The sequence below is a fragment of the Burkholderia cenocepacia genome, assembly GCF_900446215.1.
Taxonomy (GTDB): Bacteria; Pseudomonadota; Gammaproteobacteria; order Burkholderiales; family Burkholderiaceae; genus Burkholderia; species Burkholderia cenocepacia.
Genome location: NZ_UAQZ01000001.1, coordinates 893,210 through 907,424 on the forward strand (window position 1 = coordinate 893,210; position 14,215 = coordinate 907,424).

Below are 14,215 nucleotides of genomic sequence, written 5' to 3' on the forward strand. Positions count from 1 at the left end.
CTCATTCGCTCCGGTCGAACGCGTACAGCGACAGCGTGAGCAGTGTCGTGATCGCCAGCACGATCGCGAGGCCGAGCATCCCGGCGGTGAAGGTGCCGAAACTGTCCTTCAGGTAACCGACGAGATAGGGGCCCGCGAAGCCGCCGAGCGCGCCGATCGAATTGATCAGCGCCAGCCCGCCGGCCGCGGCCTGGCCGGACAGGAAGCGCGACGGCAGCGTGTAGAAGATCGTGCGGCCGGCAATCGTGCCGATCAGCGCGAGCGTGATGCCGACGAGCGCGGGCCCGAGGGTCAGGAAATGGGTCGACACGCCGAGCGCCACCGCGCCGATGCACAAGCCGATCGCCAGGTTCGCGACCGGGCCGCCGCGTCGGTCCACCCGCTTCGCCCACCACAGCAACGCGACCGTCGCGAACAAGTACGGCACCGCGGACAGCCAGCCGGTCTGCATCGTCGACATCCCGTGCGCCTTCAGCATTTGCGGCAACCAGATGCCGATGCCGTACGAGCCCATCGTGAAGCCGAACGAGATCAGTGCGAGCACGTACACGCGCACGTCGCGCAGCGCGACGCCGAAGCGCTTCTTGCGGCCGGCCGCCGCGCCATCGCGCTCGAACGCGCGTTGCAGCGCGGCACGCTCGTCGTCCGACAGCCACGTCGCATGCTCCGGCGAGTCCGACAACAGTTTCAGTACGAGGAAACCGAGCGCGCACGCCGGCAGCCCTTCGACGATGAACATCCACTTCCAGCCGGCGAGCCCGAGCGCGCCGTCGAGCTGCAGCAGCCACGTCGACAGCGGGCCGCCGATCAGCGACGACAGCGGCGTCGACACGGTGAACCACGCCAGCACGCGCGTGCGATAGCTCGCGGGAAACCACACCGCAAGAAAGAAGATCACGCCGGGAAAGAATCCGGCTTCCCCGATGCCGAGCAGCAGCCGGATCGCATAGAAACTCGTCGGCCCGGTGGCGAGCGCGGTCGCGGCCGCCATCAGCCCCCACGTGATCATGATGCGGGCCAGCCAGCGGCGCGCACCGAAACGGTACAGCGCGAGATTGCTCGGCACTTCGAACACGCAATAGCCGGCGAACATGATCCCCGCGCCCCAGCCGAACTGCGTCGCGGTCAGCCCGAGATCGCGGTTCATCGTGAGCGCCGCGAATCCGACGCTCGTGCGATCCAGATAGTTGAAGAAATACGCGAGCGCGAGCAGCGGGATGAAGCGCCACGCGGCCTTGCGCACCGCACGTTGCTCGATCGACGCGTCGGTCTCGCGATCGGCGGCCAGCGTCGGGGAAGCGGATGTCATGGTTGTCTCCGTGAATGCGGCGAGCCTCCCCGCGCGATGCGCGGCCGGGACGCCTTTGTTCGTTCGATGAATCGCGGCTGCGCTACGCGCTCGCCACTTCGTTCGCCGAAGGCGCGCCGCCCGGCGCGTCGCCGTGCGCGGCGGCGGCCGCGCCGTATTGCCCCGCTACGACGCCGGCATCGATCAGCGCACGCGCATCGTCCGGCGTGTAGCCGAGTTCGCCGAGCAGCGCGCACGTATCCTGGCCGAGCGCGGGCGGCGCCGAACGCAGCCGCAGGCGCTCGCCGGCGAGCGTCAGCGGCAGCAACGCGGTGCGCGTGTCGACCGGCCGCCCGGCGCTGCTCGCGTCGGCCGGCAGCGTCACGGCTTCGAGGCCGCCCGTGGCCAGCAGATGGGGATCGTCGAACAGGTCCTGCGGCTTCGTGATCGGTGCGTAAGGCAGGCCGGTCGATTCGAAGATCGCGCCGATTTCCGCGGCCGAATACGGCGCCAGCCGCGAACGCAATTCCGGCAGCAGCCATTCGCGCGCCTGTACGCGCAGGTTGTTGGTCGCGAGGCGCGGATCGTCCTTCAGCGCGGTCAGGCCGAACGCGTCGCAGAACAGCGCCCACTGCGTGTCCGACACGACCGCGAGAAAAATCTGTTCGTCGTCCTTGACGGAGAACACGTCGTAGACGGCCCACGCGGAAATCCGGCTCGGCATCGGCGCCGCGGCCTGCCCCGTCACCGCGAACTGCATCATGTGCTGCGCGACGAGGAACACGTTGTTCTCGAACAGCGAACTCTGCACCTGCTGGCCGCGGCCCGTGCGCTCGCGCTGCGCGAGCGCGGCCATCGCGCCGATCGCGCCGAACATGCCGCCCATGATGTCGTTCACGCTCGCGCCCGCGCGCAGCGGCCGCCCTTCCGGGCCCGTCATGTAGGCCAGCCCGCCCATCATCTGCACGACCTCGTCGAGCGCGGTGCGATGCTCGTACGGCCCCGGCAGGAAACCCTTGTGCGATACGTACACGAGACGCGGATTCAGCGCGTCCAGCGCCGCGTAGCCGAGGCCGAGCCGGTCCATCGTGCCGCTCTTGAAGTTCTCGCTGAAGACGTCCGCCGTCGCGACGAGCCGCCGCACGATCTCCAGCCCGCGCGGATCCTTCACGTCGACCGCGAGACTCTTCTTGTTGCGGTTGAACATCCCGAAGAAGCCCGCGCCGGAGCCGCTCAGCGCCCGCGTGCTGTCGCCCGCGATCGGCTCGATCTTGATCACTTCCGCGCCGAGATCCGCGAGCAGCATCCCGCACGTCGGGCCCATCACCATGTGCGTCATCTCGATCACGCGCACGCCCGCATACGGCAGCGCGGCAGCCTGTTGTCGATCGTTCATCGTGCGACTCCCGCTACGCATCCTTCCGGTTGTGGAGCCGCCGCAGCGCGACCGTCCGCATAGCGGAAACCCTTCGGCAACCCTGCGTCGGGCACGTGGCCATACAGCGCCTCGGACGGCAGCGCCGCATGCAGGATCGCGCGCGCGGCGAGCAACGCGTCGACGTCGACGCCCGTGTCGTAGCCCATCGCCTCGAGCAGGAACACGAGATCCTCGGTGACGATGTTGCCGGTCGCGCCCGGCGCATACGGACAGCCACCGAGGCCGCCCTGGCTCGCGTCGATCGTCGTCACGCCCGCATCGAGCGCCGCGACGACGTTCGCGAGCCCCTGCCCGCGCGTGTTGTGGAAATGCGCGCCGCCGGCCTTGTCGCCGACTTCGCATTGAAGCCGCGTGAACAGCCGGCGCACCTGCGCGGGATTCGCATAACCGCTGGTGTCGGACAGGCCGACTTCGTCGACCCCGCATTCGGCCATCGCCGCCGCCATCGCGATCGTCTCGTCGTCGGAGACCGTGCCCGCGATCGTGCAGCCGAACGCCACCGACACGCCCGCCTCGATCTGCACCGACGGAAACCGCGCGTCGCGCAACGCGACGATCGCGCGCACCTCGTCGATCATCTGCGCGGTCGTCTTGCGAATGTTCGCCAGCGAATGGGCTTCCGTCACCGAGACCGGCAGCGTCAGCTTGTGCACGCCCGCGTCGAACGCGCCCTCGGCGCCGCGCAGGTTCGGCGCGAGCGCGGCGACGTGCAGCCCCGGAATCGCGAGCGCGTGCGCCACGACTTCGCGTACATCGGCCATCTGCGGGAGCAGCCTGGCCGGCACGAACGACCCGACCTCGATCTCGCGCAGGCCGGCCGCGGCCAGCGCGGTGATCCAGCGCAGTTTGGCGGCCGTCGGCATGACGGCCTCGATGCTCTGCAGCCCGTCGCGCGGCCCGACCTCGCTGACCAGCACCTTCGTGTTTTCGGAAACCTTCATTCGACACCTCATCGTTCTATCTGAAAGAACATAGTTCCGTTTGACAGAACTGTAAGCGCACGTCGGACGGGCGATAAGCGGGGTATACCCGTGAAATCGCGTTTTTTTGGAACTTGTGTTCTGCCAGATAGAACGATATAGTCGACCGACCCATCATTCGAAGGAAGCAGTAGTGCCGAGGAATCCAGCAGTTCACGCCGGCGACGCATCCGATCCGGCGACCGAGGAAGCATCCAGCGGCGTCGCCGTGCTCGACCGTGCGTTCGCGATCCTCCGTGCGTTCGGCCAGACCGACGACCGGCTGTCGCTCGCCGAGTTGTCGCGCCGCACCGGGCTGTACAAGAGCACGATCCTGCGCCTGCTCGCCGCGCTCGAGCATGGCGGCTTCATGCGCAAACTCGACGACGGCCAGTACGCGATCGGGCACGAGCCGTTGCGGCTCGCCGCGCTGTACCAGCGTTCGTTCCGTGTCGGCCCGGTAGTCGAGCCGCTCCTCGAGACGCTGAGCCGCGAACTCGGGGAAACGGCATCGTTCTACGTGCGCCAGGGCGACGTGCGCTCCGTGCTCTATCGCGTCGAGCCCGCGCGGGCGGTACGTGTTTCGATCCGCGTCGGCGAGGAGTTTCCGGTCGGCCAGGGCGCCTCGGGGAAGGTGCTGCTGGCCTTCACCGACACGCAGGACGCCCGCTGGCACGACGTGCGCGAACAGCTGTGGGCCGCGTCGTACGGCGAGCGCGACCCGGAGACGGCATCGGCGTCCGTGCCCGTGTTCAACGCGGCCGGCGAATGCGTCGGTGCGTTGACGGTGTCGGGCCCGAAATCGCGGCTCGCCGCCGCGCCGGCGATGACGGCGGCGCTCGCGATGCTGCTGCCGCTCGCGCAGAAGGCGACCGTCGCGCTCGGCGGCGCGGGCGCGCGCTACGACGCACCCGCCGTGCGCGACAGTCTCGCGCGGCTCGCGTCGTCAGCGGACGACACGGTCCGCTCGTAGGGCGTCGTCCGCATCCCGGCAGGTGACGCGGCAGCATGAAAGGCAACCGCATGCGACACTGGCCGCCGATGCACGCAGCGCGTCGTTCACCGGCACCGCGCCGCGCGTGCAACCGTCAACCGGACCCGCATGAGGAGACACCCGCGATGAACGCCGCGCGCACCGCCACCTGGTATTTCGATTTCGTTTCGCCGTTTGCCTACCTGCAACAGGAACAGTTCGACCGGTTGCCGCCCGCCGCCGCGTTCGAGCCGCGGCCGATCGTGCTCGGCGCGCTGCTCGCGCACTGGGGCCAGAAAGCGCCGGCGGAGATCGCGGCCAAGCGCGTGTTCACCTATCGCCACGCGCAATACCGCGCGGACAAGCTCGGCATCGCCTTCCGGATGCCGCCCGCGCACCCGTTCAATCCGATCAAGCCGCTGCGCCTCGCGATCGCGATGGGCAGCTCGCCCGACGCGAACCGGCGGATCTTCCGGCATATCTGGCGCGACGGCCAGGACGTATCGACGCCGGAAGGCTTCGCCGCCCTGTGCGAAGCCGTCGGTTTTCCGGAAGGTGTGACGGCCGTCGACGCCCAGCCGGTCAAGGACGCGCTGCGTGCGAACACGGATCGCGCGATCGCCGACGGCGTGTTCGGCGTCCCGACCTTCGTACTCGACGGCGACCTGTTCTGGGGCGAGGACGCGACCGACATGTTCGTCGACTGCGCGACGTCGCGCGCGTGGCTCGACTCGCCCGAGGTACGCCGCATCAGCGCGCTGCCGGAAGGCATCCGGCGCGGCTGACCGCGAGTCGCCACCGGCGCGCCGCCCGCGTCAGCCGTCGCGCCCTTCGACGAGCGCCGGCACGGCTTCGCGCATCATCGCGACGAACCGCACGAGCCGCGACGGATAGAACTGCGCATGCGGATAGGTCAGGTAGACGGGCAGCGGCGCGGCCTGCCACTCGGGCGCGAGGTGCACGAGATCGCCGCGCGCGAGATCGCCGGCCAGCAACCATGACGATCCGACGCACGCGCCGACGCCCAGCAGCGCCGCGCTGCGCAGTGCATACAGGTTCGCGGTCGTGATACGCGGGCGGATCGCGAGGCGCCGCGTGTCGCCGGTGGCCGCATGCGTCAGCAGGAGTTCGTTGCGGTAGTACGTGCGCAACGCGAGCCACGGCAGTGCGGCCAGCGCGTCCGGGTCGGCCGGCACGTCGGCGCCGTTCAGCACGGACGGCGCGGCGACCACGAAGCGCGGCACCTTGGTCAGCCGGATCGCGACCACGCCCGGATCGGTCGGCTCGCCGACCTGGATCGCGCAATCGATGCCGCTGCCGACGAAATCGCGCACCTCGTCCTGCAGCAGCCACTCGACCGACACGCGCGGATAGTCGCGCAGGAACTGCGCGAGCGGCACGACGAAACGCTCTTGCCCGAACGCGTGCGGCACCGCGACCCGCAGCAGCCCGTCCGGCTCCTCCTGCGCGCCGCGCAAATCGGCCTCGAACGCCGCCCAGCTCGCCAGCAGCTCCTTCGCCCGCTTGAAGCACCGCTCGCCGTCGACGGTCAGCCGCATCGCATGGGTCGTGCGTTGCAGCAGCCGCATGCCGAGCGAACTTTCCAGCGCCTGCAGCCGGCGGCTGATGGTCGGCTGCGTCGTATGCAGTTGCACGGCCGCCGCCGACAGGCTGCCGGCCTCGACTATGCGCACGAAGGTTTCCATCAGCTCGAAACGATAGCCGGCGCCGTCCACCGGCACCGTCTGAATGCGCGGAGACCCGCCAGCAGCGGGAGAGGAGGAGGATTTTTCGGTCATGCGTGCAGCGTATAACAAATCTGCGCAAGGCGGCACTACCGTCGCCGGCCGCGTGCCGCCACACTCGCGTCCATCCCATTCTTCAACCGAGGATGTACGCGATGTCCACCCCTGCCCGTCTCGATACCGCGCCCCGCGTGGCGCACGCTCCGGCCCATCCGGCCGCCCATTCGATGCCCGATCGCCGGCTCGTGCTGCTGCTCGCGGCCGCCGCCGGCCTCGGCGTCGCCCCGCTCTACTACGCGCAGCCGATGCTCGGCGCGCTCGCACCCGATCTCGGCGCGTCGGCGCGCGCGATCGGTTTCGTGCCGACGCTCACGCAGCTCGGCTATGCACTCGGCATCCTGCTGCTCGCGCCGCTCGGCGACCGCTTCGACCGACGCCGCGTGATCGTCACCAAGGCCGCCGCGCTGGTCGTCGCGCTGCTGCTGGCGGCCGTCGCGCCATCGCTCGGGCTGCTGCTCGCGGCGAGCTTCGCGATCGGCCTCGCCGCGACGATGGCGCAGGACGTCGTGCCGGCCGCCGCGACGCTCGCGCACGACGCGCATCGCGGCCGCATCGTCGGCACGGTGATGACCGGGTTGCTGCTCGGCATCCTGCTGTCGCGCGTCGTGGCCGGGTTCATCGCCGAGACGGCCGGCTGGCGCGCGATGTTCGCGCTCGCGGCGGTCAGCGTCGCCGCGATCGGCGCCGTAGCCGCACGCGGGTTGCCGCGTTTCGCGCCGACCACGCAGCTGCCGTATCGCGCGCTGATCGGCTCGCTCGGCGCGTTGTGGCGCGAGCATTCGGCACTGCGCCGCGCCGCCCTCGCGCAGGGGCTGCTGGCCGTCGGCTTCAGCGCGTTCTGGTCGACGCTCGCGGTGATGCTGCACGGTGCGCCGTTCCATCTCGGCAGCGCGGCCGCCGGTGCGTTCGGCCTTGCGGGCGCCGCCGGCGCGCTGGCCGCGCCGATTGCCGGACGGCTGGCCGACCATCACGGCCCCGAACGCGTCACGCGCATCGGGATCGGCATCGCGACGGCGTCGTTCGCGTCGATGGCCGCCGCGCCGCTGATGTCGCCGCATGCGCAGCTCGTCCTGCTCGCGGTCGCGACGATCGGCTTCGATCTCGGCGTGCAGGCGACGCTGATCGCGCACCAGTCGATCGTCTACCGGATCGATCCCGCGTCGCGCAGCCGCCTCAACGCGGTGCTGTTCGTCGGCATGTTCATCGGGATGGCGGCCGGCGCCGCGCTCGGCAGTTCGTTGCTCGCGCAACTGGGCTGGAATGCGGTGACCGCGCTGGCCGTCGCGACGTCGCTGGCCGCGCTCGTCGTGCGGATGTGGCGCAACTGAGATCGGGCGTCGCGTAGCACCGGCGGGCAAGCCCACGAGGCTTGCCCGCTTTTTTTATATTTTTGATCGACGCGCGCATGACGCCGCGCCGCCCGGCAGCTTCGCACCATTCCGGCACGGCAATCGTTCATCCGGCGCAAGGTCCGCACCGGCCGGCCGAATTGTCCAGTTCACCCAAATATTTTTCCGGCGTTCGTGCAGGTCCGCACGCAAACATCGGATGATTCGACCCTGCCGCACCGTACGGCGCGTTGCCATCCGGCCCCACCACCGAGCCCGGTGCATCAGGGGATTCCCGGTATTTTTTCGCATTTTCTTCGAAATAACGGGTGACATACTTGCCCCCCGTTGCGCTCCGTGCGAGCGCGCTTTCCGATCCAGCCGGCCGCCTGTCATGCGCTGCGCGTCCGCCCGGGTCGCACAGGACATGAACGATTTCGACACCACGATCCAGATCTTCCTCACCCACGTGACGTTCGGCCCGTTGATGAATCACGCGATCCGCGTGATCGCGGGCCTCTACACGTTCAAGGGCTTCGTGCTCGTTCCCGTGCTGTGCTGGCTGTGGTTCCAGCCCGGCCCTAACCGCGAACGGCAACGCGAACGGGTCGTCGCCACCGTCGCGAGCGGGCTCGTCGCGCTCGCCGTCGGCCGCGTGCTCGCCCAGGTGCTGCCGTTCCGCGTACGGCCGATCTACAACCCCGACCTGCACCTGCACTTTCCGTCGGCCGGACTGCGCGCGGCGACGCTGCAGACATGGAGTTCGTTTCCGAGCGATCACGCGATGCTGTGGATGGCGATCGCGACCGGCATCTTCATCATCGCGCGCCGCGTCGGCATCGTCGCGCTGCTGTATTCGGTCGTGTTCATCTGCCTGCCGCGCGCGTATCTCGGCTTTCACTATCCGACCGACCTGATCGCGGGCGCGGCGATCGGCATCGCGATCGCGTGGCTGCTGACGCGCGACGCGATCCGGTCGCGCTTCGCGCCGCGGGTGCTGGAGATGATCCGGCGCTTCCCCGCGCCCGCCTATACGCTCGCGTTCCTGCTGTGCTTCGAGCTGATCACGCAGTTCGACGAACTGCTGACGCTCGCGCAGTCGGCCACGCGCACGATGTGACAGGCCGCCGCGCAATGGTGCTGCTGCTGTCGTTCCGTCGCCCCGGCGCGCGATGCCGGCCATGCGCCGCGGCCGCGCGCCGTGCGACGGCCGCACCCGTCAGTCGCGATCGGGTGCACCGAGCGGAAAGAACGAACGATACGGCCGCGCCTCGTCGACCGCCCGCGCAAACGACGGCCGCGCAAGCAGACGCTGGCGGTACGCGATCACGTTCGCGAACGCCGGATCGATCCGGTGCGTCCAGTCCGCGTAGAACAGGAACGGCGCCGCGCCGCAATCGGCGAGGCTGAAATGGTCGCCGGCCGCCCATTCGCGCTCGGCCATCGTCCTGTCGAGCCACGCATACGACGTGTCGAGCATCGCGCGCGCATCGGCCACCCCGCGCGCATCGCGCTCGGCTTCCGGCCGCAGCGCATCGAACACGACCTTCTGCTGCGGCGTCGCCACGTAGTTGTCGAAGAAGCGGTCCATCGTCCGCACCTCGAGCGCGGCGCGCGGATCGTCGGGCAGCAGACGCACCGGGCCCGGATGGTTCAGGCCGAGATATTCGATGATGATCGTCGCCTCGATCACCGTGCGGCCCGCGTCGACGAGCACCGGGAAGCGCTTCAGCGGCCACAGCGCGGCCAGTTCCTGCATCGGCTTCGGGTCGTCGTGCGCGAGCACGCGATAGTCGAACGGCGTGCCGTTCTCGTATAGCGCGGTCAGCACCTTCTGGCAGTAGGACGAAAAGGGATGGGCGTAAAGCGTCGGCATCATCGTGGGGTCTCTCTGGGTTTCGGCGCCGCGTCGTGCGGCGCCACGTGATCGGATACCTTGACGACGAACGGCGCCCGGCCGTTTCGACATCGGTCCGACATTTTTTCGAGGGACTGCCTGGGCCGCTACGATCGGCCGTCCATCACGACACGCCCTTCCGCGCGCCAGCGCAGCATCCCGCCGCCGAGATTCGCGACCGCGTCGAAGCCGGCCTTCCTGAGGATCACGGTCGCCTGCGCGGAGCGCCCGCCAGCCCGGCATACGGTCACGACCGGCCGGTCGCGCGCGATCTCGCCGGTGCGCGCGGCCAGTTCGCCGAGCGGGATCGGCGTCGCGCCCGGCAGATGGCCGAGCGGGCCCGTGAATTCGTCCGGTTCGCGCACGTCGACGACCTGCACGGCCGGCAGATGATCCTCGAGCCATTGCGGATCGATTTCCCAGAAGCCGGCGAACGTATAGACGAGCGGCGCCCAGTCGGCTGCCGCCTGCGCATCGGGCGCGTTCGCGGCGACCCCGCACTGCAGGTTCGCCGGCACCGCGACGTCGATCTGACGCGGATGCGCGAGCCCGAGGTTGCGCATGTAGCCCGCGAAATCGTCCTCGCTGAGATCGCCGCCGAGGCGCGGGTTGAAGCGCCGCTCCTCGCCGACGCTCGTCACCGCGAGCCCGCGATAGTCGTGCGCCGGGTACAGCAGGCACGCGGCCGGCAGCGTGAAGAGCCGCCCGTGCACCGCGCGATACAGCGCGCGCGGGTCGCCCTGCTGGAAGTCGGTGCGGCCGGTGCCGCGGATCAGCAGGCAATCGCCGGTGAACGCCATCGATTCGTCGTCGAGCACGAGGCTGATGCAGCCGCTCGTGTGGCCGGGCGTCGCGCGCACGGTCAGGTAGCGTGAACCGAACGCACAGCGGTCGCCGTCGTTCAGGTAGCGGTCGGCGCCTTGCGCGCCGCTCGCGGCCGAGATCGCGATCGCGCTGCCGGTGCGCTGCTTCAGCAGCCAGGCGCCCGTCACGTGATCGGCATGCACGTGCGTGTCGACGGTCGCGACGAGCCGCAGCCCGAGTTCGTCGAGCAGCGCCGCGTCGCGGCGTACCTGCTCGAACACCGGATCGATCAACAGCGCCTCGCGCGATGCGCCGTCGGCGAGCAGATACGTGTACGTCGACGATTGCGGGTCGAAAAGTTGCCGGAAGATCATGGCTCGGTTGCTCCGTCGCTTGTTCTTCAGTGGAGTGTAGCCGGGCTCGTGTGCCGCCTGTCGTCGTCGGGCACCGGCATCGGCATGACGACATCGCCGCCGCGTTTCGCGCATGCATACAGCGTAGATCAAAATGCCCGCGCCGCCGCGCCCCCATACGCGGCAACCGATTCCAACGACGAATCGCGCATGGCGGGACGATTCGCCGCGCCGGGACGGCGGCCCACGCTGCCTTACACTACGGCCTGTTCTCGTCTCCGCTCACAGGAATGCCCCCGACATGTCGATGACGATCGATCCGAAGCAGGCCGCCGCGCTGCTGGCCGTCGCCGACACCGGCAGCTTCGAGCAGGCGGCCGTGCGCCTGCACGTAACCGCGTCCGCCGTCACGCAGCGGGTCCGCGCGCTGGAAGCGAGCCTCGGCACGCCGCTCGTGCTGCGCACGCGGCCGTGCCGCCCGACGGTGGCCGGACAGCGCGTGCTGCAGCACCTGCGCCGCGTCGCGCTGCTGCAGGCCGACCTGCAGAGCACGCTCGCGACCGAACGCGAATCGCCGATCTCCGTGACGATCGCGCTGAACGCCGACAGCCTCGGCACCTGGTTCCTGCCCGCGCTGACGTCCGTGCTCGCCGGCGAACGGATCCTGTTCGAGCTGATCGTCGAGGATCAGGATCACACGTTCGCGCTGCTGGAAAGCGGAATGGCGGTCGGCTGCGTGACGACCGAGCCGAAGCCGATGCGCGGCTGCATCGCGACGCCGCTCGGCACGATGCGCTACCGGCTGCTCGCGGCCGCCGCGTTCGCGGTGCGCTGGTTTCCGCGCGGGCTGAACCGCACGAGCGCACGCAAGGCCCCCGTCGTCGCGTATTCGCGGCGCGACACGCTGCAATCGTCGTTTCTGAAGGAGAAGTTCGGGCTGCCGGACGGCGCCTACCCGTGCCATTACGTGCCGGGCACTCATGCGCACTTCGCGGCCGTGCGGCACGCGCTCGGCTACGCGATGGTGCCAGAGCCGCTGATCGGCACCGCGCCGCTCGATACGCAGGGGCTCGTCGATCTCGCGCCCGCGCATCCGACCGACGTCACGCTGTACTGGCACGCGTGGACCGTGCAGTCGCCGACGATGGCGTCGCTGTCGGAGCGGGTCGTCGAAGCGGCGCGCCGGTTGCTCGCGCCGCTGCCGTAACGCGCCGGCAGCCGCGCCGGCGATCGATACGGTCGGCCGGCGCGGTACGCACTCCGACGAGAAAGTCGGCCGCGCCGCCTATACTTTTTCCATCGGCCTCGCGAACGCGCCGCGCGGCCGATCGTCCAGGTCCGGCCGTTCCCTTTCATGTGAGGAGAACATCATGTCCCGCCGCTATATCGATTGCCGCGAGTTTCCCAGCGCGATGCATTGCTCGGTCGCGATTTCCGCCGACTCCGACAACGAACTGCTGGAGGCCGCCGTGCAACACGCGGTCTCGGTCCACCAGCACACCGACAGCGCCGAACTGCGCACGCAGCTGAAATCGCTGTTCCACGACGGCACGCCGCCCGCCGACACGCCGCGGCAGGCGTAATCCGCCGGCACGGCAACGATCGACCGACGACGCGCCGCGTCAACCCTCCGCGTCCTGCGTCATGCCACGTCGCGCCGGCCCGTCGCCGGCCGACGCACTCCGCTTCACGCGCGCCGCTGCGAGAAGTACTCGCCGACCGCGCCGAGGAACGTGTCGATGTCCGCGCGCGACACGTCGCAGTGGGTGACGAAGCGCGACGCATACAGCATCTGCGTGAGAATCCCGCGCTCCTTGAGCCATGCCTCGAGCGGCGCGCAATCGGCTTCGGGGAATTGCGCGAACACCATGTTCGTCGCATGCGACAGCACCTTCACCGAGTCGATGCGCGCGAGCCCATCGGCGAGATGCGCGGCATTCGCGTGATCGTCCGCGAGCCGCTCGACGTTGTGATCGAGCGCATACAGGCACGCCGCCGCGAGAATGCCCGACTGCCGCATCCCGCCGCCCAGCACCTTGCGCCAGCGCTGCGCGCGCTCGATCAGCGCACGGCTGCCGACCAGCACCGAGCCGACCGGCGCACCGAGCCCTTTCGAGAAGCAGATCGACACGGTGTCGAACGGCGCGCACAACGCGGCGATCGGGCGACCCGATGCAACCGCCGCATTGCAGACGCGCGCGCCGTCGAGATGCGTGGACAGCCCGCGGCTGCGCGCGAACGCGACGGCTTCCTGCACATAGCCTTCCGGCAAGACCTGGCCGCCGATCGTGTTTTCGAGCGCGAGCAGGCGCGTGCGGGCAAAGTGATTGTCGAGCGGCTTGATCGCCGCAGCGATCTTCGCAAGCGGCAGCGTGCCGTCCGGCGCGTTCTCGATCGGTTGCGGCTGGATGCTGCCGAGCACGGCCGCGCCGCCGCCTTCGTACTTGTAGGTGTGCGCGAGTTGGCCGACGATGTACTCGTCGCCGCGCTCGCAATGCGACATCAGCGCGGCCAGGTTGCTCTGCGTGCCGCTCGGGAAAAACAGGCCGGCTTCCTTGCCGGCCCGCTCGGCCGTCACCGCCTGCAGGCGCAGGACGGTCGGGTCGTCGCCCCAGACGTCGTCGCCGGTTTCGGCGGCGGTCATTGCAGCCAGCATCGCCTGGCTCGGACGTGTCACGGTATCGCTGCGTAAATCGATCATCGCTGTGCCCTGAGAAAACGCGAGCCGGCATCCCTGCGTCCGGCCCTGCCGAAAACGAGACTCAGAGTGTACGCAATTCACGCAGCGCGTGCCGATGGAGGCACGCGATCGCGCGGATCAGTATCGCGGCGGCGGCGGCTGGACGCCCGCCGGCGGCATCGGCGGCGCCGCGCGCGGCGCCGTGCCGTATCCGCTACCGCCATACCCGCCGCCGCTTCCCCCGCTCATGCCGCCCGGCACCGGCACACGGTTGCCGGTCGCATACATGCACTGCAGATACGCATAGTCGTAGCGGCGCTGAACGTCGTAGGCCGAACCCTGCGCGGCGCCCGCACCGACGACGCTGCCCGCGAGCAGCCCCGCGCCCGCGCCGACCGCCGCGCCGGTGCCGCCGTTGAACGCGGCGCCGGCCGCCGCGCCGAGCGCGGTGCCGACGGCCGCGCTGCCGACCGCGCTCGCGGTCGACGCCTGCCCGGCGCTCACGCTGCCCGATTGCTGGAACGCATACTGCCGGCAACTGCCGTCATCCGCGCGGAACTGGTCGAACGACTTGCCGGTGCCCGGCAGCGCCATCACGCTCGGCCCGCTCGGCAGGTAGGCGCACGCGCCGAGCAGCGCGGCCAGCGCCAGAACGGCCGGCACGCGCAGCGGTCGAAATACGGTGTTCAT

The 14,215-nt window shown here is 69.7% G+C and carries 14 protein-coding genes; 6 read left to right on the forward strand and 8 right to left on the reverse strand.

The window, feature by feature from the left end; genetic code table 11:
- Position 1: 1 nt before the first annotated feature.
- From DTA15_RS04200 to DTA15_RS04210, 3 genes are all read right to left on the reverse strand, one after another.
- Positions 2–1,309 carry an MFS transporter gene (locus DTA15_RS04200; protein ID WP_006488806.1) on the reverse strand — a complete coding sequence of 436 codons (1,308 nt, stop codon included), beginning with the start codon at positions 1,307–1,309 and terminating at the stop codon, positions 2–4.
- A gap of 82 nt (positions 1,310–1,391) precedes the next feature.
- Positions 1,392–2,684 carry a CaiB/BaiF CoA transferase family protein gene (locus tag DTA15_RS04205; RefSeq protein ID WP_012493599.1) on the reverse strand — a complete coding sequence of 431 codons (1,293 nt, stop codon included), beginning with the start codon at positions 2,682–2,684 and terminating at the stop codon, positions 1,392–1,394.
- Positions 2,681–3,667 (reverse strand): hydroxymethylglutaryl-CoA lyase, encoded by a 987-nt coding sequence (locus DTA15_RS04210; RefSeq protein WP_006490809.1) that lies wholly within the window; start codon positions 3,665–3,667, stop codon positions 2,681–2,683. The genes DTA15_RS04205 and DTA15_RS04210 overlap by 4 nt, the downstream gene beginning before the upstream one ends.
- 172 nt (positions 3,668–3,839) lie before the next feature.
- Between DTA15_RS04210 and DTA15_RS04215 the strand changes: the two genes are divergently transcribed.
- Both DTA15_RS04215 and DTA15_RS04220 read left to right on the forward strand, forming a co-directional pair.
- The gene (locus DTA15_RS04215) at positions 3,840–4,658 is read left to right on the forward strand and encodes an IclR family transcriptional regulator (RefSeq protein WP_006490799.1); all 819 of its coding nucleotides are present in this window, start codon (positions 3,840–3,842) and stop codon (positions 4,656–4,658) included.
- 146 nt (positions 4,659–4,804) lie between these two features.
- Positions 4,805–5,443: a 2-hydroxychromene-2-carboxylate isomerase gene (locus DTA15_RS04220; RefSeq protein ID WP_006490810.1), complete on the forward strand. Its 639-nt coding sequence runs from the start codon at positions 4,805–4,807 to the stop codon at positions 5,441–5,443.
- A 30-nt stretch (positions 5,444–5,473) separates the two neighbouring features.
- On the opposite strand, the gene DTA15_RS04225 is transcribed toward DTA15_RS04220, so the two are convergent.
- A complete protein-coding gene (locus DTA15_RS04225; RefSeq protein WP_012493600.1) occupies positions 5,474–6,457 on the reverse strand; it encodes a LysR family transcriptional regulator in 984 nt (327 codons plus the stop codon).
- A gap of 101 nt (positions 6,458–6,558) precedes the next feature.
- On the opposite strand from DTA15_RS04225, the gene DTA15_RS04230 reads away from it, so the two are divergent.
- Positions 6,559–7,791, forward strand: a complete 1,233-nt coding sequence (locus DTA15_RS04230) for an MFS transporter (RefSeq protein ID WP_012493601.1) — start codon at positions 6,559–6,561, stop codon at positions 7,789–7,791.
- Between the two features lie 427 nt (positions 7,792–8,218).
- Complete coding sequence (locus DTA15_RS04235) at positions 8,219–8,911, forward strand: phosphatase PAP2 family protein (protein WP_006490805.1); 693 nt, start codon at positions 8,219–8,221, stop codon at positions 8,909–8,911.
- A gap of 99 nt (positions 8,912–9,010) precedes the next feature.
- On the opposite strand, the gene DTA15_RS04240 is transcribed toward DTA15_RS04235, so the two are convergent.
- Both DTA15_RS04240 and DTA15_RS04245 read right to left on the reverse strand, forming a co-directional pair.
- Positions 9,011–9,670: a glutathione S-transferase family protein gene (locus DTA15_RS04240; protein WP_006490804.1), complete on the reverse strand. Its 660-nt coding sequence runs from the start codon at positions 9,668–9,670 to the stop codon at positions 9,011–9,013.
- Between the two features lie 125 nt (positions 9,671–9,795).
- A complete protein-coding gene (locus tag DTA15_RS04245) occupies positions 9,796–10,866 on the reverse strand; it encodes an MBL fold metallo-hydrolase (protein WP_006490807.1) in 1,071 nt (356 codons plus the stop codon).
- 280 nt (positions 10,867–11,146) lie between these two features.
- On the opposite strand from DTA15_RS04245, the gene DTA15_RS04250 reads away from it, so the two are divergent.
- Positions 11,147–12,052, forward strand: a complete 906-nt coding sequence (locus DTA15_RS04250) for an HTH-type transcriptional regulator ArgP (protein WP_006490811.1) — start codon at positions 11,147–11,149, stop codon at positions 12,050–12,052.
- Positions 12,053–12,215: 163 nt separating this feature from the next.
- Positions 12,216–12,428 (forward strand): DUF1059 domain-containing protein, encoded by a 213-nt coding sequence (locus tag DTA15_RS04255; protein WP_006480352.1) that lies wholly within the window; start codon positions 12,216–12,218, stop codon positions 12,426–12,428.
- 104 nt (positions 12,429–12,532) lie between these two features.
- On the opposite strand, the gene ltaE is transcribed toward DTA15_RS04255, so the two are convergent.
- Together ltaE and DTA15_RS04265 are read right to left on the reverse strand one after the other, a co-directional pair.
- Positions 12,533–13,546, reverse strand: a complete 1,014-nt coding sequence (ltaE, locus tag DTA15_RS04260) for a low-specificity L-threonine aldolase (RefSeq protein WP_006490800.1) — start codon at positions 13,544–13,546, stop codon at positions 12,533–12,535.
- A 117-nt stretch (positions 13,547–13,663) separates the two neighbouring features.
- Positions 13,664–14,215 carry a YMGG-like glycine zipper-containing protein gene (locus tag DTA15_RS04265; protein WP_012493603.1) on the reverse strand — a complete coding sequence of 184 codons (552 nt, stop codon included), beginning with the start codon at positions 14,213–14,215 and terminating at the stop codon, positions 13,664–13,666.